The 25,342-nt window shown below is 51.9% G+C and carries 21 protein-coding genes, 3 tRNA genes and 4 rRNA genes; 16 read left to right on the forward strand and 12 right to left on the reverse strand.

The genetic code is table 11. The features are described from left to right. Positions 1-64: 64 nt before the first annotated feature. The 11 genes from NR302_RS17445 (at position 65) to NR302_RS17495 (ending at position 10,730) form a co-directional block, all read left to right on the forward strand. On the forward strand, positions 65-307 hold the full coding sequence (locus NR302_RS17445; protein WP_008102001.1) for a YhdT family protein: 243 nt from the start codon (positions 65-67) through the stop codon (positions 305-307). After that, the gene (gene panF / locus NR302_RS17450) at positions 297-1,742 is read left to right on the forward strand and encodes a sodium/pantothenate symporter (protein WP_258144064.1); all 1,446 of its coding nucleotides are present in this window, start codon (positions 297-299) and stop codon (positions 1,740-1,742) included. The genes NR302_RS17445 and panF overlap by 11 nt, the downstream gene beginning before the upstream one ends. Positions 1,743-1,753: 11 nt before the next feature. Beyond that, positions 1,754-2,638: a 50S ribosomal protein L11 methyltransferase gene (prmA, locus tag NR302_RS17455; protein ID WP_258144065.1), complete on the forward strand. Its 885-nt coding sequence runs from the start codon at positions 1,754-1,756 to the stop codon at positions 2,636-2,638. 195 nt (positions 2,639-2,833) lie between these two features. Beyond that, positions 2,834-3,562: a carbonic anhydrase gene (locus NR302_RS17460; protein WP_258144066.1), complete on the forward strand. Its 729-nt coding sequence runs from the start codon at positions 2,834-2,836 to the stop codon at positions 3,560-3,562. 126 nt (positions 3,563-3,688) lie between these two features. Further along, positions 3,689-4,432 (forward strand): carbonic anhydrase, encoded by a 744-nt coding sequence (locus tag NR302_RS17465; RefSeq protein ID WP_258144067.1) that lies wholly within the window; start codon positions 3,689-3,691, stop codon positions 4,430-4,432. Positions 4,433-4,742: 310 nt separating this feature from the next. Next, a complete protein-coding gene (dusB, locus tag NR302_RS17470; RefSeq protein ID WP_036648759.1) occupies positions 4,743-5,708 on the forward strand; it encodes a tRNA dihydrouridine synthase DusB in 966 nt (321 codons plus the stop codon). 24 nt (positions 5,709-5,732) lie between these two features. Continuing rightward, positions 5,733-6,029, forward strand: a complete 297-nt coding sequence (fis, locus tag NR302_RS17475) for a DNA-binding transcriptional regulator Fis (protein WP_007891954.1) — start codon at positions 5,733-5,735, stop codon at positions 6,027-6,029. A 544-nt stretch (positions 6,030-6,573) separates the two neighbouring features. Then, positions 6,574-7,599, forward strand: a complete 1,026-nt coding sequence (locus NR302_RS17480; protein ID WP_008105971.1) for an amino acid ABC transporter substrate-binding protein — start codon at positions 6,574-6,576, stop codon at positions 7,597-7,599. 66 nt (positions 7,600-7,665) lie between these two features. Then, positions 7,666-8,844: an amino acid ABC transporter permease gene (locus tag NR302_RS17485; protein WP_008105973.1), complete on the forward strand. Its 1,179-nt coding sequence runs from the start codon at positions 7,666-7,668 to the stop codon at positions 8,842-8,844. 15 nt (positions 8,845-8,859) lie between these two features. Then, positions 8,860-9,960, forward strand: coding sequence for an amino acid ABC transporter permease (locus NR302_RS17490; protein ID WP_061720212.1), 1,101 nt, complete (start codon positions 8,860-8,862; stop codon positions 9,958-9,960). An 8-nt stretch (positions 9,961-9,968) separates the two neighbouring features. Beyond that, positions 9,969-10,730, forward strand: a complete 762-nt coding sequence (locus NR302_RS17495; protein WP_061720213.1) for an amino acid ABC transporter ATP-binding protein — start codon at positions 9,969-9,971, stop codon at positions 10,728-10,730. Positions 10,731-10,880: 150 nt separating this feature from the next. On the opposite strand, the gene rrf (NR302_RS17500) is transcribed toward NR302_RS17495, so the two are convergent. From rrf (NR302_RS17500) to NR302_RS17530, 7 genes are all read right to left on the reverse strand, one after another. Then, positions 10,881-10,996 (reverse strand): 5S ribosomal RNA (gene rrf, locus NR302_RS17500). Positions 10,997-11,032: 36 nt separating this feature from the next. Then, positions 11,033-11,108 (reverse strand) — tRNA-Thr (locus tag NR302_RS17505). 15 nt (positions 11,109-11,123) lie between these two features. Next, positions 11,124-11,239: ribosomal RNA gene (gene rrf, locus NR302_RS17510) — 5S ribosomal RNA — on the reverse strand. Positions 11,240-11,345: 106 nt separating this feature from the next. Then, positions 11,346-14,253, reverse strand: a 23S ribosomal RNA gene (locus NR302_RS17515). Between the two features lie 202 nt (positions 14,254-14,455). Next, positions 14,456-14,531, reverse strand: a tRNA-Ala gene (locus tag NR302_RS17520). Positions 14,532-14,647: 116 nt separating this feature from the next. Beyond that, a tRNA-Ile gene (locus tag NR302_RS17525) sits at positions 14,648-14,724 on the reverse strand. 73 nt (positions 14,725-14,797) lie between these two features. After that, positions 14,798-16,337 (reverse strand): 16S ribosomal RNA (locus NR302_RS17530). The 16S, 23S and 5S rRNA genes sit together here with 3 tRNA genes alongside, the layout of an rRNA operon. Positions 16,338-16,828: 491 nt before the next feature. Here NR302_RS17530 and NR302_RS17535 point away from each other — a divergent pair. Further along, entirely contained in the window at positions 16,829-17,383 is a 555-nt protein-coding gene (locus NR302_RS17535; RefSeq protein WP_008104705.1) for a gamma carbonic anhydrase family protein, read from the forward strand. A 9-nt stretch (positions 17,384-17,392) separates the two neighbouring features. Here the strand turns inward: NR302_RS17535 and aroE are convergent, their stop codons facing one another. The 5 genes from aroE to dprA are packed head-to-tail and all read right to left on the reverse strand — an operon-like array spanning position 17,393 to position 20,941. Then, positions 17,393-18,214, reverse strand: coding sequence for a shikimate dehydrogenase (gene aroE / locus NR302_RS17540; RefSeq protein WP_258144068.1), 822 nt, complete (start codon positions 18,212-18,214; stop codon positions 17,393-17,395). A gap of 3 nt (positions 18,215-18,217) precedes the next feature. Beyond that, complete coding sequence (gene tsaC, locus NR302_RS17545) at positions 18,218-18,793, reverse strand: L-threonylcarbamoyladenylate synthase type 1 TsaC (protein WP_258144069.1); 576 nt, start codon at positions 18,791-18,793, stop codon at positions 18,218-18,220. Continuing rightward, a complete protein-coding gene (locus tag NR302_RS17550; protein WP_154157674.1) occupies positions 18,790-19,344 on the reverse strand; it encodes a type I DNA topoisomerase in 555 nt (184 codons plus the stop codon). The genes tsaC and NR302_RS17550 overlap by 4 nt, the downstream gene beginning before the upstream one ends. 27 nt (positions 19,345-19,371) lie before the next feature. Next, positions 19,372-19,845 (reverse strand): DUF494 family protein Smg, encoded by a 474-nt coding sequence (gene smg, locus NR302_RS17555; RefSeq protein ID WP_007891699.1) that lies wholly within the window; start codon positions 19,843-19,845, stop codon positions 19,372-19,374. Next, positions 19,817-20,941, reverse strand: a complete 1,125-nt coding sequence (dprA, locus tag NR302_RS17560) for a DNA-protecting protein DprA (protein WP_154157675.1) — start codon at positions 20,939-20,941, stop codon at positions 19,817-19,819. The genes smg and dprA overlap by 29 nt, the downstream gene beginning before the upstream one ends. A gap of 115 nt (positions 20,942-21,056) precedes the next feature. Between dprA and def the strand changes: the two genes are divergently transcribed. The 4 genes from def to trkA are packed head-to-tail and all read left to right on the forward strand — an operon-like array spanning position 21,057 to position 25,275. Beyond that, positions 21,057-21,569, forward strand: a complete 513-nt coding sequence (def, locus tag NR302_RS17565; RefSeq protein ID WP_008104717.1) for a peptide deformylase — start codon at positions 21,057-21,059, stop codon at positions 21,567-21,569. Positions 21,570-21,590: 21 nt separating this feature from the next. Beyond that, positions 21,591-22,535 (forward strand): methionyl-tRNA formyltransferase, encoded by a 945-nt coding sequence (gene fmt, locus NR302_RS17570; protein ID WP_258144070.1) that lies wholly within the window; start codon positions 21,591-21,593, stop codon positions 22,533-22,535. 45 nt (positions 22,536-22,580) lie between these two features. Beyond that, positions 22,581-23,867: a 16S rRNA (cytosine(967)-C(5))-methyltransferase RsmB gene (gene rsmB / locus NR302_RS17575; protein WP_258144071.1), complete on the forward strand. Its 1,287-nt coding sequence runs from the start codon at positions 22,581-22,583 to the stop codon at positions 23,865-23,867. A gap of 31 nt (positions 23,868-23,898) precedes the next feature. Next, positions 23,899-25,275 carry a Trk system potassium transporter TrkA gene (gene trkA, locus NR302_RS17580; RefSeq protein ID WP_007891694.1) on the forward strand — a complete coding sequence of 459 codons (1,377 nt, stop codon included), beginning with the start codon at positions 23,899-23,901 and terminating at the stop codon, positions 25,273-25,275. Positions 25,276-25,342 lie beyond the last annotated feature (67 nt).

Below are 25,342 nucleotides of genomic sequence, written 5' to 3' on the forward strand. Positions count from 1 at the left end.
CAGAGCAAGACAGAGGCCGGTTAACTCCGGCCTTTTTCATTTTTGTCGCCTTTGAGGTTACATAATGGATTGGCGTTTTTTACAAGCGAACAAAGAGGCGCGCTGGTCGTTTTATCTGACGCTGGCCTACCTTGCCGTTTGGGGACTTTCTGCCTGGCTGGGCGGCAATGAGATCGGCTTCTTTGGCTTACCAAGATGGTTCGAGCTTTCGTGTCTGTTCGCCCCGCTGCTGTTTATTGTGTTGTGCTGGCTGATGGTGCGCGTGCTGTTCCGCGACATGTCGCTGGAGGATAACGATGGACTCTGAAATCATTCTTCCGCTGTTGGCCTATCTGGTGCTGATCGCCGCACTGTCGGTGTTTGCGATGCGCAAGCAGCGTCAGGGCAACTTCCTGAGCGAATACTTCCTCGGCAGCCGTTCGATGGGCGGCTTTGTGCTGGCCATGACCATCACCACCACTTACATCAGCGCCAGTTCATTCATTGGCGGCCCCGGCGCAGCCTATAAATATGGTCTTGGTTGGGTGCTGCTGGCGATGATTCAGGTGCCCGCCGTCTGGCTTTCTCTCGGCGTATTAGGCAAGAAATTCGCGATTCTGGCGCGTCGTTACAATGCTGTGACGCTCAACGACATGCTTTATGGCCGCTACGGCAGCACGTTGCTGATTTGGCTCTCCAGTATCAGTTTATTGGTGGCGTTTATTGGCGCGATGACCGTGCAGTTCATCGGTGGTGCGCGTCTGCTGGAAACCGCTGCGGGTATTCCTTACGACACCGGCCTGCTTATCTTCGGCGGCACCATCGCGCTCTACACCGCTTTCGGTGGCTTCCGCGCCAGCGTGCTGAACGATGCGATGCAAGGCATGGTGATGCTGATCGGCACCTTCCTGCTCCTCTTCGCAGTAATCCACCAGGCGGGCGGGCTGGAAAGCGCAGTAACCAAACTGCATAACATCGATCCACAACTGACGTCGCCGGAAGGCGTTGGCAATGTCATCAATCCAACCTTCCTTAGCTCGTTTGCGGTGCTGGTATGTTTCGGTGTGATTGGCCTGCCCCACACTGCGGTGCGCTGTATTTCGTATAAAGACAGCAAAGCGATGCATCGTGGCATTGTACTTGGCACCATTGTGGTGGTGATCCTGATGCTTGGCATGCATCTGGCCGGTGCGCTGGGCCGCGTGATTTTGCCCGATCTCACCATCCCCGATCGCGTGATCCCCACGCTGATGATTACCGTGTTACCGCCGATGGCGGCGGGCGTATTTCTTGCGGCGCCAATGGCGGCCATTATGTCGACCATTAATGCGCAGCTGCTGCAATCCTCCGCTACGCTGATCAAAGATCTCTACCTGCGTATTGCACCGCAGCACAGTGAAAATGAGGCGCGCCTGCGCATGCTGTCAGGCACTATCACTTTCGTGCTTGGTGTGCTGCTGCTGCTGGCGGCGTGGAATCCGCCCGATATGATTATCTGGCTGAATCTGCTGGCATTTGGTGGTCTTGAAGCGGTGTTCCTGTGGCCGCTGGTACTGGGATTGTATTGGGAGCGCGCCAATTCGACGGGTGCGATCAGCGGCATGCTGGTCGGTGCGGGATGCTACACGCTGCTTGCCAGCCTGAAAATTGAGTGGTGGGGTTTCCACCCAATCGTTCCGTCATTGACCTTAAGCCTGCTGGCCTTCCTGGTGGGTAATCTGTTTGGCCGCACGCCTGCAACGCATGCAGCGGCACTGGAATAAAGAGAAACGCTATGCCTTGGATTCAAATCAAAATTAACAGCACCGGCGAAAACGCCGAAACCCTGAGCGATGCGCTGATGGATGTTGGCGCCGTGTCGGTCACTTTCCAGGATACGCACGACAATCCTGTTTATGAGCCGCTGCCAGGCGAAACGTTGCTATGGGGCGATACCGATGTCATCGGCCTTTTCGACGCCGAAACCGAGATGAGCGATGTGGTGGCCGAGTTAAGTCAGCACCCGCTGCTGGGATCCGCGTTTCGCCATAAGATCGAGCAGATCGAAGACAAAGATTGGGAACGTGAATGGATGGATAACTTCCACCCGATGCGTTTCGGTGAGCGTCTGTGGATCTGCCCGAGCTGGCGCGATGTGCCGGATCCAGATGCCGTCAACGTGATGCTGGATCCGGGGCTCGCGTTTGGTACCGGCACGCACCCCACCACGTCGCTGTGTTTGACCTGGCTTGATGGCCTGGATCTGCAAGGCAAAACGGTGATCGACTTTGGCTGTGGCTCCGGCATTCTCGCTATTGCCGCACTAAAATTAGGCGCAGCGCAGGCGATCGGTATTGATATCGATCCGCAGGCGATTCAGGCCAGCCGCGATAATGCCGAACGTAATGGCGTCTCTGAGCGTCTGGCGCTTTATCTGCCTCATCAGCAGCCTGATAACTTGCAGGCTGACGTGGTGGTCGCCAACATCCTCGCTGGGCCGCTGCGCGAATTGGCGCCGCTGATTAGCGTACTGCCTAAAGCGGGTGGGCATCTTGGTTTGTCCGGCGTGCTAGAGAGCCAGGCTGAAAATGTATGCGAAGCCTATGCACAACAATTCGCCCTCGATCCTGTTGCAGTTAAAGAGGAATGGTGTCGAATCACCGGATTAAAATCGGCTTAAATACACTTAAAAAACTCATTTTTCGGCCTGAATTTACATTTCAGGTTGAGACCCATCTCAAAAAACCTTAATACTCGCTGTTAAGGTTTTCCTTTAGTTTTTTTGCTTTAAACTCCCGCCCAGGTATAGCGCTATCCCTATTTACGGTGCCATTTAGCGGCACATTGATCTCAATTATTTCCAGGTCACCCTATTATGAAATTTAAGATGAGTCTGGCTGCGCTGCTGATAGCGATGGCTCCCTTTTCCTATGCACACGATATCCATTGGTCCTATGAGTCACCTGAAAAATGGGGAGATTTAGGCGCTGCTTATCAAACTTGTAAAACTGGTGTAAATCAGTCACCTGTCAATATTCATAATGTTGTTAACGGTCAATTAAAATCACTGGATCTTGAATATCACGCAAAACAAAAATCCATCGTTAATAATGGACATACTATTCAAATCGATATTAATGATGGCGATACCTTCAAGCTGGATGATGAAATTTATACGCTCCGTCAATTCCATTTCCACGCACCAAGTGAAAACCGTATAGAGGGTAAATCTTTCCCTCTGGAAGTTCACTTTGTCCATTCAAATGAACATGGACAACTTGCGGTGGTCGGTGTGATGTTTGAAGCCGGCGAAGCCAATCCAGCCATTGAGTCCATTTTGCAGAACGTCCCATCCAAAGTTAACCAAGTGAAAGCGCTCAATAAGCCGTTAAACCTCGCAACGCTTATCCCAGACAATAAATCCTACTATCGCTTCAGCGGTTCTCTGACCACACCACCGTGTTCTGAAGGCGTGCGCTGGTTGGTAATGAAAGATTCCGTGCATGCTTCTTCAGCACAACTCGCTTCCTTTGCGCGCTTGCTTGGCGAACACGGTAACAGCCGTCCTGTGCAACCGTTGAATGGTCGTTTGATCGTCGAATAACTACCAGACAATCCAAGCCCGGTCTGGTTCTACCCTGTGACGTCTGTTACAGGGTAGTCATTTTCTCATCGCCACGTAATATCTGCGGCACGCCGCTTGCCGGTATACTTATTACTGAGATTGAGAATGAAAACCTCTCTTTTACTTAGCGTAATGTTGGCTTACAGCATTGGTGCGCAGGCAGCCTCTTCCCCTTCCGCACCACACTGGAGTTATGAAGGCAACGCTGGTCCAGATCATTGGGCCGAACTCTCTGCTGATTTCCAGACCTGCCATAACGGCAAGTTTCAGTCGCCAATTGATATTCGCCATACCATCGAAGGTCGACTGCCGCCCCTTAAGCTAGAGTTTCACACCGCAGCAGAAAACCTGGTCAACAACGGGCACACACTGCAAGTGAACGTGGATGATGAAGATGATTTTATGCTGGATGGCGAAACCTTCCGCCTCAAGCAATATCATTTCCATACCCCGAGTGAGAATCAAATCGACGGCCACTCTTATCCGTTCGAAGCGCATTTCGTTCACGCAAATGCAGATGGGGAAATAGCGGTCATCGCCGTGATGTTCGAGGTGGGGAAAGAGAACACCGCCCTCAATCCGATTATTGCTGCCATGCCTAAGCAGATAAATCAGGAAGTGGTCGTTAAACAGCGCATGGATTTAAAACCTCTCTTCCCAGAGGATCGCCATTACTATCGTTTTAGTGGATCGCTCACTACTCCACCCTGCACCGAGGGTTTACGCTGGCTGGTCATGAAGCATCCCGTCACGCTCTCACAATCACAGTTGCACGACTTCCAACTGGCGCTGAAAAACAGTAATAATCGCCCCCTGCAACCATTACATGGTCGACTGATTGTCGAATGATGATCTGACAACCCTTACGCTTATAAATTAGTACAATTAATAATCACATTGCCGTCATTTCTCTGGCTAATTACCTGAAGTGGCGGTTTTTATGTTGTGATTTCGGTCATGTTTTGAGAAAAATTTTTGTACACAATTTCAGCATATATTTTTAATCATATGAAATATAAAGATTAATACCTTTCCTTGTGCCTGATAAGTTGATTTCCCTGTTCTCTAACGGCGAATTGTTCAAAGTTTGGCCTTTCATCTTCTTTAAAAAATGCGTAATATACGCCGCCTTGCGAACAGTTAGGGTCACTTCTTTTTCATGCGCATTGGACAACATCAGCTACGTAATCGACTCATTGCTGCGCCTATGGCCGGAGTATCCGATAAGCCATTTCGCACCCTGTGTTATGAGAACGGCGCCGGTATGACTGTCTCCGAGATGCTGTCGTCGAACCCGGAAGTTTGGGCCAGTGACAAATCCCGTTTGCGTATGGTGCATAGTGACGAGCCTGGTATCCGCGCCGTGCAAATTGCCGGTTGCGATCCTGATGAGATGGCTGCTGCCGCGCGCATTAATGTGGCGTCTGGCGCGCAGGTTATCGATATCAACATGGGCTGCCCGGCCAAAAAAGTGAATCGTAAGATGGCAGGTTCAGCGCTGCTGCAACATCCGCAACTGGTGGAGTCGATTCTCACCGCGGTCGTCAATGCAGTGGATGTACCGGTTACGCTGAAGATTCGCACCGGCTGGGACAAAGAAAATCGTAATTGTGTAGAGATTGCCCAATTGGCTGAACGCTGTGGCATTCAGGCTCTCACCATTCATGGCCGCACGCGCGCCTGTTTGTTTGAGGGATTTGCTGAATACGACAGCATTCGGACAGTTAAGCAGAGCGTTTCCATTCCGATCATCGCGAATGGCGACATTACTGACCCGCATAAAGCCAGAGCGGTGCTCGACTATACCGGAGCCGATGCTCTTATGGTTGGCCGTGCCGCTCAGGGAAGACCGTGGATCTTCCGGGAAATCCAGCATTATCTGGACACAGGGGAGCTGCTGGCACCGAAGCCGCTGGCTGAAGTGAAGCAAATGCTGATTGGACATATACGGGAGCTGCACGACTTTTACGGTCAGCGCAAAGGATACCGTATTGCCCGAAAACACGTTTCCTGGTATTTGCAGGAAAGTGCTCCTGATGACCAGTTTCGGCGCACATTCAACGCCATAGAGGATGCCAGCGAACAGCTGGAGGCGTTGGAGGCATACTTCGAAAATCTTGCGTAAACGAAATAAAGAGCTGAAAGAACTATGTTCGAACAACGCGTAAATTCTGACGTACTCACCGTTTCTACCGTTAACTCTCAGGATCAGGTGACCCAAAAGCCACTGCGTGATTCGGTTAAACAGTCACTGAAGAACTATTTTGCTCAACTGAACGGTCAGGATGTGAGTGACCTGTATGAGCTGGTATTGGCAGAAGTCGAGCAGCCTCTGTTGGACATGGTGATGCAGTACACCCGTGGCAACCAGACCCGTGCAGCTCTGATGATGGGTATCAACCGCGGTACCCTGCGTAAGAAGCTGAAAAAATACGGCATGAACTAATCTGTTCGTTGCTGCGATAACGCCAGCCTTGCGGCTGGCGTTTTTGTTTCTGCATCACGAGTAATTTCCTGACGTTAGCAACGCATGAAACAATTGGCGCGATAATGGTAACGATAGTTGCAATTGCCGCAGTGATATCCTGCCCCTCTTAGCAACGCCTTTTCCTCCATTTTACTTCGCACTTATTTATCCTTTCATCACGCTTCAGCCCGCTCTCTCTGTGATCATCAACCGCTTCGGCCGTAAGCGTGAAAACTCATACATCCACTCCTGAGCGTTAGCTCACACTGCTTCCATATAGTGAAACTTTTTGCACTATTTGTGATCGTGTCGTCTCGTCATGCTGCCTTTTGGTGCGCCATATTAGCCAGAATCTTCTGAGTGCTTCAGTTTATTAAAAGATCTTTCCAGAGAATTCAGGATTCTGCAAACCTGGCATCAGGTTTGCAGAGTTGTGGATGGCTAACCACCACAGACAGAAAAAAGCGCACATTAAAGTGCGCGCAAACATAACAACACACGATATCGCCACACAGGATGCTTTATGAAAAAGATGATGCTTTCCACTCTGGTTGCTGCAGCCTCGCTGTTAGCCGTTGCTCAACAAGCGCACGCTGGCACCACGCTGGATGCCATTAAGAAGAAAGGTTTTGTACAGTGCGGCATCAGTGACGGCCTGCCAGGCTTCTCTTATGCTGACTCTAACGGCAAATTCACCGGTATTGACGTGGATGTGTGCCGCGCGGCCGCTGCAGCGGTATTTGGCGACGCAACCAAAGTGAAATACACCCCGTTGACCGCGAAAGAGCGCTTCACCGCGCTGCAGTCTGGCGAAGTGGACATCTTGTCTCGTAACACCACATGGACCTCATCGCGCGATGGCGGCATGGGCTTCCTGTTTGCAGGCGTGAACTATTACGACGGTATCGGCTTCCTGACTCACCAGAAAGCCGGTTTGAAAAGTGCTAAAGAGCTGGATGGTGCCACCGTGTGTATTCAGGCCGGTACAGATACCGAGCTGAACGTGGCTGACTACTTCAAAACCCACAAAATGCAGTACACGCCAGTGACCTTTGACCGCTCTGACGAATCCGCCAAAGCGCTCGACAGCGGCCGTTGCGACACCCTCGCTTCTGACCAATCTCAGCTGTATGCGCTGCGCATTAAACTTGGTAAGCCAGACGAGTTCATCGTACTGCCAGAAGTGATCTCCAAAGAGCCGCTGGGTCCGGTTGTGCGTCGCGGTGATGACGATTGGTTCACCATCGTTAAATGGTCGCTGTATGCCATGCTGAACGCGGAAGAGATGGGTATCAGCTCTAAAAATGTCGATGACATGGTAGCTAAGCCAACTACGCCGGATATGGCACATCTGCTGGGCGCGGAAGGTGACTTCGGTAAAGACCTGAAGCTCGATAACAAGTGGGCTTACAACATCATCAAACAAGTGGGTAACTATCAGGAAGTGTTCGACCGTAACGTCGGTAAAGACAGCGCACTGAAAATTAAGCGCGGCCAGAATGCGCTGTGGAATGCGGGCGGCATCCAGTACGCTCCGCCAGTTCGTTAATTCCGTCCTGCCAGTCGGGCACCGCATCCTGCGGTGCCCACGCGTAATCTTCACTGAGGTTTTAACATGTCGCAACGCCCAACCGTAAAAAGGGATTTTTCGTTCGGTAATCCTACGGTTCGCGCCTGGCTTTACCAGATCGTCGCGATTGTTGCCGTGCTTGCTGTGGTGGGATATTTAATCCACAACACCGTAATCAACCTGGCCAATCGTGGCATCACTTCCGGATTCGGGTTTCTGGATCGCAGTGCCGGCTTCGGCATTGTCCAGCACCTGATCGATTACACCGAAGGCGACACCTACGCGCGCGTGTTTATGGTGGGGTTGACCAATACCCTGCTGGTTTCCGCGCTCTGTATTGTATTCGCTTCGATCCTTGGCTTTGCCGTTGGTCTGGCTCGCTTGTCTGAGAACTGGCTGCTGCGCAAGCTTTCAACCATTTATATCGAGACCTTCCGTAATATCCCGCCGTTGCTGCAGATCTTTTTCTGGTACTTTGCGGTACTGCGTAACCTGCCCGGCCCGCGTCAGGCACTCAACGCTTTTGATTTGGCATTCGTCAGCAATCGCGGTTTGTATATCCCGTGGCCCGAGTACGCGCCTGGCACCTGGCCATTCCTGATCGCGCTGGCGTTAGCGGTGCTGGGTTGCGTGGCGCTGTTCCGCTACAACCGCAAGCATCAGTTAAAAACTGGCCAACTGCGCCGCACCTGGCCAGCTGCGGTTGGCCTGCTGGTGTTACTGCCGCTGATTGCTCATACCTTGTTTGGCGTTGCCATGCATTGGGATGTGCCGGAACTGCGTGGATTTAACTTCCGTGGCGGTTTCGTGATGATCCCTGAGCTCGCCGCGTTGACTCTCGCGCTGTCGGTTTATACCTCGTCGTTCATCGCCGAAGTGATTCGCTCCGGTATTCAGTCGGTACCGCATGGTCAAAATGAAGCCGCACGTTCGCTCGGCTTACCTAATCCAGTGACCATGCGTCAGGTGATTATCCCGCAGGCCATGCGTGTGATTATCCCGCCACTGACCAGCCAGTATCTGAATATCGTGAAAAACTCATCGCTGGCGGCCGCTATCGGCTATCCAGACATGGTTTCGCTGTTTGCCGGTACCGTGCTGAACCAAACCGGTCAGGCGATTGAAACAATCGCGATTACCATGGCGGTTTACCTGATTATCAGCCTGATCATTTCACTGCTGATGAACCTCTACAATCGCAAAATTGCGCTGGTTGAGCGTTAAGAGAACGGGATCATTATGTCTGTTACTACACATGAAACACCGCCGATTCCGACCAATCCACTCAGTAAGGCTTGGCTATGGGCACGCAAAAATCTGTTCTCCAGCTGGCTGAATACGCTGCTGACGTTGTTCAGCATCTGGCTTATCTGGAATGTGATTCCTCCAGCACTGAACTGGCTGGTATTTCAGGCTAACTGGATTGGTGAGACCCGTGCAGATTGCACCAAAGAAGGCGCATGTTGGGTGTTTATCCATGCACGCTTTGGCCAGTTTATGTATGGGCTCTATCCGCATGAGCTACGCTGGCGCATCAATCTGTCGCTGGTCATCGGCTTACTGTCGATCATTCCGATGTTCATCAAATCGATGCCGCGTCGCGGTCGCTATATCGCCTGCTGGGCGGTGGTCTATCCGATTGTGGTTTGGTTCCTGATGTATGGCGGCTATTTCGGTTTAGAGCGCGTAGAGACTCGCCAGTGGGGCGGCCTGACATTGACGCTGATTATCGCGTCAGTGGGGATTGCCGGCGCGCTGCCGTTGGGGATTTTACTGGCGCTGGGCCGCCGCTCAGAAATGCCGGTGGTGCGTACACTTTCGATCATCTTCATTGAGTTCTGGCGTGGTGTACCGCTGATCACCGTGCTGTTTATGTCATCGGTGATGCTGCCGCTGTTTATGGCGGAAGGCACCACCATCGACAAACTGGTGCGTGCACTGGTTGGCGTGATCTTGTTCCAGTCTGCGTATGTTGCGGAAGTGGTGCGCGGCGGTTTGCAGGCGCTACCGAAAGGCCAATATGAAGCTGCGGAATCGCTGTCGCTGGGCTACTGGAAAACCCAGATGCTGGTGATTTTACCGCAGGCGCTCAAGATGACCATTCCCGGCCTGGTGAACACCATCATTGCCCTGTTTAAAGATACCAGCCTGGTGATCATCATCGGCCTATTCGATCTCTTCAGTAGCGTGCAGCAAGCCACCGTCGACCCAACCTGGTTGGGCATGTCGACAGAAGGCTATGTGTTTGCTGCCATGGTTTACTGGATTTTCTGTTTTAGCATGTCGCGCTATAGCCAGTATCTGGAGAAGCGTTTTCACACCGGGCGTGCATCGCACTGAGGTTTAACATGACACAAACTATGACTAATGCGGCTGATGCCATGATGATTACACTCGAAAACGTTAACAAATGGTACGGTCAGTTCCATGTACTGAAAGACATCAATTTAAAAGTAAAACCACGTGAACGTATCGTATTATGCGGACCTTCTGGCTCGGGTAAATCGACGACAATTCGTTGCATCAACCACCTCGAAGAACATCAGCAAGGACGCATCGTGGTGGATGGCATTCATCTCAATCACGATGTGCGCAATATTGAACGTGTTCGTACTGAAGTAGGAATGGTTTTCCAACATTTCAATCTTTTCCCGCATCTTACCGTTCTGCAAAACTGTACGCTGGCGCCGATTTGGGTACGCAAAATGCCGAAGAAAGAAGCGGAAGAGTTGGCCATGCATTACCTCCAGCGTGTGCGCATTGCCGAGCATGCGCATAAGTTTCCTGGCCAGCTTTCCGGCGGCCAACAGCAACGTGTTGCGATCGCCCGCTCACTCTGTATGAAGCCGAAAATTATGCTGTTTGATGAGCCAACTTCAGCGCTCGATCCTGAGATGGTGAAAGAAGTGCTCGATACGATGATTGGCCTGGCAGAAGATGGCATGACCATGCTGTGTGTTACCCATGAGATGGGATTTGCGCGTACCGTGGCGGACCGCGTGATCTTTATGGATCGCGGTGAAATTGTTGAAGAAGCTCCACCTCAGGAGTTCTTCGCTAACCCGAAATCAGAACGTACGCGTGCATTTCTGTCGCAAGTAATTCATTAATATCCAGATAGTGAGATTGAAAATCGCCTCTGCCTCAAAGCAGGGGCTTTTTTATAACTGCAATTTTAATGGGGTGCTTTTGGGTGGCATTGAAGGTTTTGATGCATACAAAAAAGCCCTGAACTTTCGTTCAGGGCTTCTGTGTTTGATGCCTGGCAGTTCCCTACTCTCGCATGGGGAGACCCCACACTACCATCGGCGCTACGGCGTTTCACTTCTGAGTTCGGCATGGGGTCAGGTGGGACCACCGCGCTAAAGCCGCCAGGCAAATTCTGTAATTTACCGAACTCACGCTTTAAAACTGGTGCTGATACCCAGAGTCGAACTGGGGACCTCACCCTTACCAAGGGTGCGCTCTACCAACTGAGCCATATCAGCACACTTTAATTTGATGCCTGGCAGTTCCCTACTCTCGCATGGGGAGACCCCACACTACCATCGGCGCTACGGCGTTTCACTTCTGAGTTCGGCATGGGGTCAGGTGGGACCACCGCGCTAAAGCCGCCAGGCAAATTCTGCTGCAAAAACGAATAACATTCGCTTCCGCTAAATCTTTAATCCGTAAAACAAGCTGAAAATATCCGGTCTCTCAGACCAAAACGCCTCTGGCGTTGTAAGGTTAAGCCTCACGGGTCATTAGTACCGGTTAGCTCAACGCATCGCTGCGCTTACACATCCGGCCTATCAACGTCGTAGTCTTCAACGTCCCTTCAGGACTCTCAAGGAGTCAGGGAGAACTCATCTCGGGGCAAGTTTCGTGCTTAGATGCTTTCAGCACTTATCTTTTCCGCACTTAGCTACCGGGCAATGCCATTGGCATGACAACCCGAACACCAGTGGTGCGTTCACTCCGGTCCTCTCGTACTAGGAGCAACCCCCCTCAATTCTCCAGCGCCCACGGCAGATAGGGACCGAACTGTCTCACGACGTTCTAAACCCAGCTCGCGTACCACTTTAAACGGCGAACAGCCGTACCCTTGGGACCTACTTCAGCCCCAGGATGTGATGAGCCGACATCGAGGTGCCAAACACCGCCGTCGATATGAACTCTTGGGCGGTATCAGCCTGTTATCCCCGGAGTACCTTTTATCCGTTGAGCGATGGCCCTTCCATTCAGAACCACCGGATCACTATGACCTGCTTTCGCACCTGCTCGAGCCGTCACTCTCGCAGTCAAGCTGGCTTATGCCATTGCACTAACCTCCTGATGTCCGACCAGGATTAGCCAACCTTCGTGCTCCTCCGTTACTCTTTGGGAGGAGACCGCCCCAGTCAAACTACCCACCAGACACTGTCCGCAGCCCGGATCACGGGCCTACGTTAGAACATCAAACATTAAAGGGTGGTATTTCAAGGTTGGCTCCACGCAGACTGGCGTCCACGCTTCAAAGCCTCCCACCTATCCTACACATCAAGGCTCAATGTTCAGTGTCAAGCTATAGTAAAGGTTCACGGGGTCTTTCCGTCTTGCCGCGGGTACACTGCATCTTCACAGCGATTTCAATTTCACTGAGTCTCGGGTGGAGACAGCCTGGCCATCATTACGCCATTCGTGCAGGTCGGAACTTACCCGACAAGGAATTTCGCTACCTTAGGACCGTTATAGTTACGGCCGCCGTTTACCGGGGCTTCGATCAAGAGCTTCTCCTTGCGGATAACCCCATCAATTAACCTTCCGGCACCGGGCAGGCGTCACACCGTATACGTCCACTTTCGTGTTTGCACAGTGCTGTGTTTTTAATAAACAGTTGCAGCCAGCTGGTATCTTCGACTGGCTTCGGCTCGGGGAGCAAGTCCCTCTACCTACGCGCCAGCGTGCCTTCTCCCGAAGTTACGGCACCATTTTGCCTAGTTCCTTCACCCGAGTTCTCTCAAGCGCCTTGGTATTCTCTACCTGACCACCTGTGTCGGTTTGGGGTACGATTTCGTGTTACCTGGAGCTTAGAGGCTTTTCCTGGAAGCAGGGCATCAGTTACTTCACCACCGTAGTGGCTCGTCGTCACGCCTCAGCCTTAAGATATCCCGGATTTACCAAAGATATCAGCCTACACGCTTAAACCGGGACAACCGTCGCCCGGATAACCTAGCCTTCTCCGTCCCCCCTTCGCAGTAACACCAAGTGCAGGAATATTAACCTGCTTCCCATCGACTACGCTTTTCAGCCTCGCCTTAGGGGTCGACTCACCCTGCTCCGATTAACGTTGAACAGGAACCCTTGGTCTTCCGGCGAGCGGGCTTTTCACCCGCTTTATCGTTACTTATGTCAGCATTCGCACTTCTGATACCTCCAGCACCCCTCACAGGACACCTTCAACGGCTTACAGAACGCTCCCCTACCCAACAACACATAGTGTCGCTGCCGCAGCTTCGGTGCATGGTTTAGCCCCGTTACATCTTCCGCGCAGGCCGACTCGACCAGTGAGCTATTACGCTTTCTTTAAATGATGGCTGCTTCTAAGCCAACATCCTGGCTGTCTGTGCCTTCCCACATCGTTTCCCACTTAACCATGACTTTGGGACCTTAGCTGGCGGTCTGGGTTGTTTCCCTCTTCACGACGGACGTTAGCACCCGCCGTGTGTCTCCCGTGATAACATTCTTCGGTATTCGCAGTTTGCATCGGGTTGGTAAGCCGGGATGGCCCCCTAGCCGAAACAGTGCTCTACCCCCGAAGATGAGTTCACGAGGCGCTACCTAAATAGCTTTCGGGGAGAACCAGCTATCTCCCGGTTTGATTGGCCTTTCACCCCCAGCCACAAGTCATCCGCTAATTTTTCAACATTAGTCGGTTCGGTCCTCCAGTTAGTGTTACCCAACCTTCAACCTGCCCATGGCTAGATCACCGGGTTTCGGGTCTATACCCTGCAACTTAACGCCCAGTTAAGACTCGGTTTCCCTGCGGCTCCCCTATACGGTTAACCTTGCTACAGAATATAAGTCGCTGACCCATTATACAAAAGGTACGCAGTCACCCTGATAAATCAAGGCTCCCACTGCTTGTACGTACACGGTTTCAGGTTCTGTTTCACTCCCCTCGCCGGGGTTCTTTTCGCCTTTCCCTCACGGTACTGGTTCACTATCGGTCAGTCAGGAGTATTTAGCCTTGGAGGATGGTCCCCCCATATTCAGACAGGATACCACGTGTCCCGCCCTACTCTTCGAACTCACAGTATGTGCACTTTCGTGTACGGGGCTATCACCCGGTATCGCGCGACTTTCCAGACGCTTCCACTAACGCACAAACTGATTCAGGTTCTGGGCTGTTCCCCGTTCGCTCGCCGCTACTGGGGGAATCTCGGTTGATTTCTTTTCCTCTGGGTACTTAGATGTTTCAGTTCCCCAGGTTCGCCTCGCAACACTATGTATTCATGTTGCGATGATGCACTGAGTGCACCGGGTTTCCCCATTCGGACATCGTCGGCTGTAGCGGTTCATATCACCTTACCGACGCTTTACGCAGATTAGCACGTCCTTCATCGCCTCTGACTGCCAGGGCATCCACCGTGTACGCTTAGTCGCTTAACCTCACAACCCACAGGCGTTTTGCAACGCTGCAGACTGCAAGCATTTGAGAGACTCGAACATGTTGTTATTCATTTCTTATTACGGAGAAATGAACCAACACGTCGTTTCAATTTTCAGCTTGTTCCGGATTGTTAAAGAGCAATAACTTCGCAATGTACCCGAGGATACATTCTGAAGTTAGTTATCAACGTGGGGTCGTTGATGGTGGAGCTAAGCGGGATCGAACCGCTGACCTCCTGCGTGCAAGGCAGGCGCTCTCCCAGCTGAGCTATAGCCCCATAGAGTTTTGCAAAACGCGTGCTTACCAGGAGAATTCTTTCAGGTTCGAGGCGTGTCGATACGAAGCATACTCAAGTATGCGAGCTATCGGCACAACGTGGAAACTGGAAGAATTTGGTAGGCCTGAGTGGACTTGAACCACCGACCTCACCCTTATCAGGGGTGCGCTCTAACCACCTGAGCTACAAGCCTGCAGGCGTTTTACGCTCTTCTTTAATTTCATCAGACAATCTGTGTGAGCACTGCGCGGGAAGGTATCTTCAGGTAAGGAGGTGATCCAACCGCAGGTTCCCCTACGGTTACCTTGTTACGACTTCACCCCAGTCATGAATCACAAAGTGGTAAGCGCCCTCCCGAAGGTTAAGCTACCTACTTCTTTTGCAACCCACTCCCATGGTGTGACGGGCGGTGTGTACAAGGCCCGGGAACGTATTCACCGTAGCATTCTGATCTACGATTACTAGCGATTCCGACTTCACGGAGTCGAGTTGCAGACTCCGATCCGGACTACGACGCACTTTATGAGGTCCGCTTGCTCTCGCGAGGTCGCTTCTCTTTGTATGCGCCATTGTAGCACGTGTGTAGCCCTACTCGTAAGGGCCATGATGACTTGACGTCATCCCCACCTTCCTCCAGTTTATCACTGGCAGTCTCCTTTGAGTTCCCGGCCGAACCGCTGGCAACAAAGGATAAGGGTTGCGCTCGTTGCGGGACTTAACCCAACATTTCACAACACGAGCTGACGACAGCCATGCAGCACCTGTCTCAGAGTTCCCGAAGGCACCAAAGCATCTCTGCTAAGTTCTCTGGATGTCAAGAGTAGGTAAGGTTCTTCGCGTTGCATCGAATTAAACCACATGCTCCACCGCTTGTGCGGGCCCCCGTCAATTCATTTGAGTTTTAACCTTGCGGCCGTACTCCCCAGGCGGTCGACTTAACGCGTTAGCTCCGGAAGCCACTCCTCAAGGGAACAACCTCCAAGTCGACATCGTTTACGGCGTGGACTACCAGGGTATCTAATCCTGTTTGCTCCCCACGCTTTCGCACCTGAGCGTCAGTCTTTGTCCAGGGGGCCGCCTTCGCCACCGGTATTCCTCCAGATCTCTACGCATTTCACCGCTACACCTGGAATTCTACCCCCCTCTACAAGACTCTAGCCTGCCAGTTTCGAATGCAGTTCCCAGGTTAAGCCCGGGGATTTCACATCCGACTTGACAGACCGCCTGCGTGCGCTTTACGCCCAGTAATTCCGATTAACGCTTGCACCCTCCGTATTACCGCGGCTGCTGGCACGGAGTTAGCCGGTGCTTCTTCTGCGGGTAACGTCAATCGGTGAAGCTATTAACTCCACCGCCTTCCTCCCCGCTGAAAGTACTTTACAACCCGAAGGCCTTCTTCATACACGCGGCATGGCTGCATCAGGCTTGCGCCCATTGTGCAATATTCCCCACTGCTGCCTCCCGTAGGAGTCTGGACCGTGTCTCAGTTCCAGTGTGGCTGGTCATCCTCTCAGACCAGCTAGGGATCGTCGCCTAGGTGAGCCATTACCCCACCTACTAGCTAATCCCATCTGGGCACATCCGATGGTGTGAGGCCCGAAGGTCCCCCACTTTGGTCTTGCGACGTTATGCGGTATTAGCTACCGTTTCCAGTAGTTATCCCCCTCCATCGGGCAGTTTCCCAGACATTACTCACCCGTCCGCCACTCGTCACCCGAGAGCAAGCTCTCTGTGCTACCGTTCGACTTGCATGTGTTAGGCCTGCCGCCAGCGTTCAATCTGAGCCATGATCAAACTCTTCAATTTAAGTTTGATTTGCTGAAACACGTTCAGCGATGCTCATCTGTAAAACGTCATAATGAATTTCATTATGTGTTCACTCGTGAGGCTTTGATATTTTTTACGTCCGGAGACGCTGATATCAATCCTGCGAGTGCCCACACAGATTGTCTGATAAATTGTTAAAGAGCGTTGCGAACAGCGGCTGAACCGCCTGTCGCGAGGTGGCGTATATTACGCTTTCCTCTTTCGGAGTCAAACACTTTTTTCAGCGTTTTCATCCGGCGGGATGAATTTTTTCGCTCCCTGCTGAGCCGTCTGCGTTGCCGCTTTGCCGTCTCAGTGGTGGCGCATTATAGGGATCCGAATTTTTTGCACAACCCCTTTTTTCGATCTTTTTAATCGACTGGCGAGTTTTCACTCTTTTCGCTGCGATCGCGAGCGATCCGCTCAAAAATCATCTTGTTTATCCGCCTATTAAGCCGCAGGCTTGGGTAAAAACGTAAAAGGAGAAGATCATGTCTACAGCCCTACGACCTTATAAGAACCATTTTCCGCAACAAGGCGATCGCGTGATGATCGACAGCAGCAGCGTGGTGGTGGGTGAAGTACAACTTGCCGATGACGTAAGCATCTGGCCGCTGGTTGCGATTCGCGGTGACGTCAATAAAGTCGTGATAGGTAAAAGAAGCAATATTCAGGATGGCAGCGTACTGCATGTCACTCACAAGTCCACCAGCAACCCAGAAGGTTATCCGCTGATTGTCGGCGAAGATGTCACAGTAGGGCATAAGGCGATGCTGCACGGCTGTACTATCGGCAATCGCGTATTGGTTGGTATGGGATCCATTCTACTGGACGGCGTGATCGTTGAAGATGATGTGATGATTGGCGCTGGCAGTTTGGTGCCGCCGGGTAAACGGCTGGAAAGTGGCTACCTGTATTTAGGCAGCCCGGTTAAACAAGTGCGCCCGCTCAGTGAAGCGGAGATTGCCGGGCTGCTTTATTCGTCCAACAACTATGTGGGTTGGAAGAATGAATATCTCGATCAGGAAAGCCAAACTCATCCCTGATCGCCAACCTTATACCTGCTGCATCGATTGCTTCAGTTTGGCAATCACTGGCGTGATCTCTGGCATCACGCCATGCCATAAATGGAAAGCGTGAGCGGCTTGCCCCACTAACATGCCAACACCGTCCGCAAGATGTTGCGCGCCCTGCTGCTGACACCACACTAAGAATGGTGTCAAACCTTGTTGATAAAACATGTCGTAGCACCGCGTTTGCGCCTGAATTAGCGATGTGCCCAACGCCGGAACTTTGCCATCAACACCGCTTGAGGTGGCATTAATGATCAGATCAAATTGCTGATCTGCTAATTGCTCAAAGCTGGCCGCTTTAATATCTCCGCTATGCTGGAAAATCTCTGCCAGCTGCTCGGCGCGTTCCACGGTGCGATTCACCACCACCAGCGAACATCCGAATGAAAGCAGAGGCAGGATCACGCCACGCGCAGCACCACCGGCGCCCACCAGCAGAATTTGATCGCCGGGATGGATCATCTGCAATCGTTCCAGATCGCTGAGCAAACCGATGCCATCCGTGTTATCGCCGAAGATCTTGCCCTGCGCATCTTTCTTTAAGGTGTTAACCGCACCAGATAATGCTGCGCGCTCGCTGAGCTCATCAGCAAATTCCCACGCCTGCTGTTTAAAAGGCAGTGTGACATTGGCACCTTTACCGCCTTGCGCAAAGAAATCCGCGATCGACTGTGGAAATCCCTCAAGTGGCGCGCACTCCTTGCCATATTGATGCTCAATGCCAGTTTGCTCAGCGAACAGGCGGTGAATGAAAGGAGATTTACTATGCGCAATGGGATGACCAAAAACGGCAAAATTTTCCATGAATTAGCCCTGACGAATAAGTTCACCGCTAATGACGTCGCGGATTTCAGAAGGATTCAGTCGCCCACCTGTTTCAGCATGCAAGACCGGGAACTGCGGACCAAATTGCTTAGCAACCTCATCCGCATTACGGCATGGCGGTTCGCCGGAAAGATTGGCGCTGGTCGAAACCAGAGGTTTACCAAAACCACGACACAAAGCCTGTACGTCCGGATGATCGCTAACGCGAATGGCCAGTGAGTCGAAACGCCCGGTTAACCAGCGCGGCGTATGTGGCGAGGCGGGCACCACATAGGTCACCGGGCCTGGCCAACTTGCAAACATACGCTCGCGCTGCAGCACCGAGAGTTCACGATCTGCGATATAAGGTTCCAGCTGCGCGTAATCGGACGCAATCAAAATGAGTCCTTTCTCGACTGGGCGCTGCTTGAGCGCCAAAAGCGCCATTACGGCCTCTTCGCTATCGGGATCGCAGCCCAATCCAAATACGGCTTCGGTTGGATAGGCGATAACTTCCTGTTGCTGTAGCTTCTCAATGCAATAATCGAGACTACCCGCTGGATACTGACTTGGCTTCATGATGATGATTCGTCCTGGACGATAGGCTTACCGCAGCGTTTGCTGGCGCAGAAGCGCTTCATGCCTTGTGCGGTTTTCTTCTCTATTAATAATGGGAACTGGCAATGCGGGCAAACGCCTTCAACCGGCGCTGCGTTAAGGACAAACTGACAATCTGGATAGCGATCGCAGGAGTAGAAGGTTTTGCCATAGCGCGAGCGCCGTTGTACCAGTTTACCGTTCTGACATTGCGGACAGGCGATAGCTGTTTCATCTGGCTTATCGATGGTTTCGGTGTAATCACATTCCGGATAATGACTGCAACCCACGAACATGCCAAATCGTCCCTGACGCAGAACTTTGTCTGCGCCACACTGAGGGCACGCATGGCCTTCCAGTACTTTAACGACATTACCATCTCCCTGACTTTTCAATGGGCGGATGTAATCGCAGGTGGGATAATTCACACACCCCAGAAAAGGGCCGTGTTTGCCAGAACGTATAACTAATTCTGCCCCGCAAGCGGGGCAGGGATCGTGTTTAGGCACGGAGAATAGTGCTGATTTACTCATATTACCGGTTGCATCAATCGCAGATTATTAATGCAGCATACCTTCATTGACGTCGAATAACAGTTCTTCCATTTGCTGATAGGCGTTTTCACATCCTGGGATGTTAAACAGCACCATCAACACCACCCATTTGAGATCTTCAAGATCGAATTCGAGGGTATCAAGGGCCATTACACGTTCGATGACCATTTCGCGCGTTTCCATATTCAGCACCTGGACCTGTTCCAGGAACAAAATAAAACCGCGACATTCTGCATCTAAGCGCTGGTTTTCCTCTTCGGTGTAGATTCGCATTGAGAGCGGATCGTTTGCCATGAGTACAGGCGCAACCAAGCCTTCCTGATAATCCGCTAACCGTTCAAGCCAATTCAACGCATTGTAGATATCTTCACGATGAAAACCGGCATCGGTTAAATCATCGGTCAATTTATCCTGATCAACGCGCATTTCAGCTTCGTTGTGGATATACGTCTCAAACAAGTACATAAGTACGTCGAACATGGCATGCCCTCCTCAATCGGACATAGCCGCCGGGTACAGCTGCGATCCATCCTGCTAACTCCAGCTCCAGCAGGTGAGCTGCGATAACTGGCACAGGTTGGCCGGCACGTTCAGCGACGACGTCAACAGGTGTAACCTCATCACCTACGTTAGCCAACACAGTTGCAAATGGCAATGGCACATCGTCACTGTGTTGTGAATATATTGTTTCTGAACTGCTATCAGGCAACCATTGAAGTGTTGAATGTAAATCTTCAAGGATATTGTTGGGATGCGCCACCAGCAGCGCGCCTTGCTGGATAAGCCAGTGCGTTCCTTCACTGCCGGGATTGCCTAGCGCGCCGGGTAACGCATAAACGTTACGATTTTGTTCCAAAGCGTAGCGTGCCGTCACCAGCGATCCGCTTTTCAAAGTGGCCTCAATCACCAATACGCCAAGGCTTAAACCACTGATGATGCGATTACGTCGGGGAAAATTCACCGCATGCGGTGCCGTATCAAGGGGGAACTCCGAGATCAGTGCGCCACCGCCGGTGATGATCTCGCGTGCCAGCGCTTGATGACTTTTAGGGTAAATATGCTGTAGTCCGCTACCTAACACCGCCACAGTTTTACCCTGCGCTTCTAGCGCGGCATGATGCGCCACACCATCAATTCCACGCGCCAGGCCGCTGGTGATGGTCAATCCACTCAGCGCCAATTGCTGTGTAAACCAGCTTCCCCACTGCTTACCATAATGCGTGCAATGACGGCTGCCCACGACACCGATTTGGGGCGTCTGCAAGGCATCCAAACTTCCAGCGACATACAGCAATGAGGGTCTTCGACTGATTTCCGCTAACGTTGATGGATAATGTTCATCGATACAGGAAACTAGCTGATGCTGTTCATCCTGCAGCCACAGATGCGTTCGTTCTAACTGGCGTGGACACAGCACTTTAAACTGTTGTCGCTGGGTTTGGTTTAATCCCTGATCCTGTAAAAGATCGTCATCAACCTGAGCATTACTCTGCAATGCCTCCGCTAAATGTCTGACAACCTGACCGCTTAAGCCTTTCACATTTGCCAGCCTAAGCATCCATTCAATTCTCTCCATGCTGCACTCCCTGTCAGCCGCGCTATCATGCGGTGCAATGCTGTCAATCAGGCATCAAAAAGTCTACAATATGAGGCAGTAATCTTTTCTTTAACGCATACAGATCTGGATATTTATGTCAGTTTTGCAGGTATTACATTTCCCTGATGATCGCCTTCGCAAAATCGCTGCGCCGGTGGCAACCGTAAACGCAGACGTTCAGCGTATTGTCGACGACATGTTTGAAACCATGTACGCCGAAGAAGGTATTGGTTTAGCGGCGACTCAGGTCGATATTCATCAGCGCATCATTGTTATTGATGTTTCAGAAAACCGTGACGAGCGTTTGGTGCTGATCAATCCGGAACTGCTGGAAAAAAGCGGTGAAACCGGTATTGAAGAAGGCTGCCTTTCCATCCCTGAACAACGTGCTTTTGTGCCGCGTGCAGAGTGGGTAAAAGTGCGTGCGCAGGATCGCGACGGTAAAAGCTTTGAGCTGGAAACCGACGGTCTGCTGGCGATTTGTATCCAGCATGAAATCGATCATCTCGACGGCAAACTTTTCATTGATTATCTGTCGCCACTGAAACGTCAGCGTATCAAACAGAAGCTGGAAAAATTGGCCCGCCTTAACGCACGCGAAGATTAAGTGCTAATAGAAGGTTAAACTGTGTCTGCACCGCTCAAAATTATCTTTGCCGGTACACCTGACTTTGCAGCGCGTCATTTAGACGCGCTGCTTGCTTCTGAGCATCAGGTTGTTGGCGTCTTTACCCAGCCCGATCGTCCAGCCGGACGCGGAAACAAGCTTACGCCAAGCCCAGTCAAAGTCCTGGCACAGGCGCACGATATTCCCGTATTTCAGCCAAAATCCCTGAAGCCTGAAGAGAATCAGCATCTGGTTGCCGATCTGCAGGCCGATATTATGGTGGTGGTCGCTTATGGCTTGATCCTGCCAAAAGCCGTCCTGGTGATGCCGCGCCTGGGCTGTATTAATGTGCATGGTTCGCTGCTGCCACGCTGGCGCGGTGCGGCCCCAATCCAACGCTCTCTCTGGGCCGGCGATACCGAAACCGGTGTCACCATCATGCAGATGGATGTTGGCCTTGATACCGGCGATATGCTGCATAAACTCTCCTGCCCGATTACGGCTGAAGATACCAGCGCTTCGCTGTATGAGAAGCTGGCGCAACTCGGTCCACAAGGCATGCTGTTAACGCTGGATCTGCTGGCAAGTGGTAATGCCAAGCCTGAAGTTCAGGATGAAGCGCTGGTCTCTTATGCCGAGAAGCTGAGTAAAGAAGAAGCGCGTCTCGATTGGTCACTTTCAGCAGCGCAGTTAGAACGTTGTATTCGTGCCTTCAATCCATGGCCAATGAGCTATTTCATGATTGAAGAACAACCGGTAAAAGTCTGGCAGGCAACTGTTTTGCCGCATCAGAACAAACAACCCGGTGAAATCGTTCATGCTGATAAACAAGGCATTCAGATTGCAACGGCCGATGGTGTGCTGAATCTGGTATCGCTGCAACCTGCCGGTAAAAAAGCCATGTCCGCTCAGGACCTGCTCAATTCACGCCGCGAATGGTTCGTACCTGGAACCGTTCTGGCCTGATCTTCCAAGCCCGGTTTGACCGGGCTTTTTGTTTGATGAAATAACATGAAAAAAGCTACCAACTTGCGCAGCCTGGCCGCGCAACTCATTGAACGCGTTGTGGACAAAGGCGAATCGCTAAGTGCCATTTTGCCGGGCGCGCAAAAGACCTTATCCGATAAAGATAGCGCGCTGCTGCAAGAGCTATGTTTTGGCGTGATGCGCACGCTGCCGCAGCTGGAAGCCTTAATCGGCAAACTGATGGAGCGCACGTTAACTGGTAAGCAGCGAGTATTGCATTACCTGTTGATGGTTGGCCTTTATCAGCTGCTTTATACCCGCGTGCCGGCCCATGCTGCACTAGCAGAAACCGTAGCAGGTGCTGAAGTGCTGAAGCGTACGGCTTTGAAAGGCCTGTTAAATGGCGTGTTGCGCCAGTTCCTGCGTCAGCAAGAAGCGCTGTTAGCCGAAGTCGATCAGGGCTCGCAACGTTACTGGCACCCAAGCTGGTTGCTGAAACGTCTGCAAGCAGCATGGCCAGAACAGTGGCAACAGATTGTTGAAGCCAACAATCAGCGACCACCGATGTGGCTGCGCGTCAATCGCCAGCATCACAGTCGTGATGCCTGGCTGGCATTATTGCAGGCAGAAGAGAAAGTTGCTTTTCCTGGCGATGCGCAAGATGCATTGCGTCTGGAATCACCTGCTCCAGTTAGCCAGCTGCCGGGCTTCGATCAAGGTTGGGTAACGGTGCAGGATCTTTCAGCGCAACGTTGCGCACTGCTGCTTGAGCCAAAAGACGGGGAATCTATTCTCGATCTCTGCGCTGCTCCGGGTGGTAAAACCACACATATCCTCGAAATCGCGCCGCAGGCCAAAGTATTAGCGGTCGATGTTGACCCGCAACGCCTGCTCCGCGTGCATGAGAACTTACAGCGCTTAGGCATGCAGGCTGAAGTGCGTCAAGGCGATGGCCGTACACCGGCAGAATGGTGCGGTGATATGCAGTTTGATCGCATCCTGCTCGATGCGCCCTGCTCTGCCACAGGTGTAATTCGTCGTCATCCAGACATCAAGTGGTTGCGTCGCGATCGTGATATTCCTGAGCTGGCGAATCTGCAGCGTGAAATTCTTGAGGCCGTTTGGCCGCGTCTGAAATCTGGCGGCACGATGATTTATGCCACCTGCTCCATATTGCCGGAAGAGAACCACAATCAAATCAGCGCCTTTTTGGCAGCGCACAGCGACGCCGTGGCTGAGACGTTGCCACAGGGACAAACCAATGGCTGGCAGGTTTTCCCGACCATCGATGGCGGCGACGGCTTCTTCTACGCTAAGCTGATGAAAAAATAGTGCTGCGCACGCTGACAAGAGCATCTAAGCCATGAAAATCATTATCCTCGGCGCCGGCCAGGTCGGCGGAACCCTGGCAGAAAATTTGGTCGGGGAAAATAACGATATTACCGTCGTCGACAGCGATGCCACGCGTTTGCGCGTGTTGCAGGACAAATTTGATCTGCGCGTAGTGCATGGTCACGGATCCCATCCGCGTATTTTGCGTGAAGCCGGTGCTGAAGATGCGGATATGTTGGTGGCGGTAACCAACTCCGATGAAACCAATATGGTGGCTTGTCAGATTGCGTATTCGCTTTTCAATACGCCCAATCGTATCGCGCGTATTCGTGCCGCTGAATACTTACGCGATGCTGAAAAGCTGTTTGTGCCGGAAGCCGTGCCGATTGATCATCTAATCTCTCCTGAGCAGTTGGTGATCGACAATATCTACCGTTTGATTCAGTATCCTGGCGCACTTCAGGTGGTGAATTTTGCCGAAGGCAAAGTGAGCCTCGCGGTGGTAAAAGCCTATTATGGCGGCCCGCTGGTCGGAAATCCTTTGTCGATCATGCGTGAACATATGCCGCATATTGATACGCGAGTCGCGGCGATTTTCCGCCAGGATCGCCCAATTCGGCCGCAGGGTTCTACGATTGTGGAAGCCGGCGATGAAGTCTTCTTCATTGCTGCCAGCCAGCATATTCGCGCGGTAATGAGCGAAATGCAGCGTCTGGAAAAACCGTATAAGCGCATCATGCTGGTTGGCGGCGGAAATATCGGCTTTGGATTGGCGCAGCGCCTCGAAAAACAGTACAGCGTGAAATTGATTGAACGTAATCAACAGCGCGCGGCAGAACTAGCAGAGCGTTTGCACGATACCATCGTGTTTTACGGCGATGCTTCGGATCAGGAATTGCTGGCCGAAGAGCATGTCGATCAGGTGGATCTCTTCATTGCGGTCACTAACGATGATGAAGCAAATATTATGTCGGCCATGCTGGCCAAGAAAATGGGCGCTAAGAAAGTGATGGTGCTGATCCAGCGCCGCGCCTATGTCGATCTTGTTCAAGGCAGCGTGATCGACATTGCGATCTCGCCACAACAAGCCACCATCTCGGCGCTGCTTAGCCACGTACGTAAAGCAGATATCGTTGGCGTTTCTTCACTACGCCGCGGTATTGCAGAAGCCATCGAAGCTATCGCACATGGCGATGAAACAACTTCTCGCGTGGTTGGACGCCTTATAGAAGATATTAAGCTGCCGCCGGGAACCATTATCGGTGCTGTGGTGCGCGGTGATGAAGTGATCATCGCCAATGATAATGTGCGTGTTGAACAGGGCGATCACGTAATTATGTTCCTGACGGATAAGAAGTTTGTGCCCGATGTTGAGCGTCTGTTCCAGCCAAGTCCATTCTTCCTGTAAAAGCTGCGGGCGAAAGCCCGTCGTGAAAGTTTTGCTTAATCCATTGTTCTAATGGCAATTGCAGAAA

The organism is Pantoea sp. SOD02 (assembly GCF_024707505.1).
GTDB lineage: Bacteria > Pseudomonadota > Gammaproteobacteria > Enterobacterales > Enterobacteriaceae > Pantoea > Pantoea symbiotica.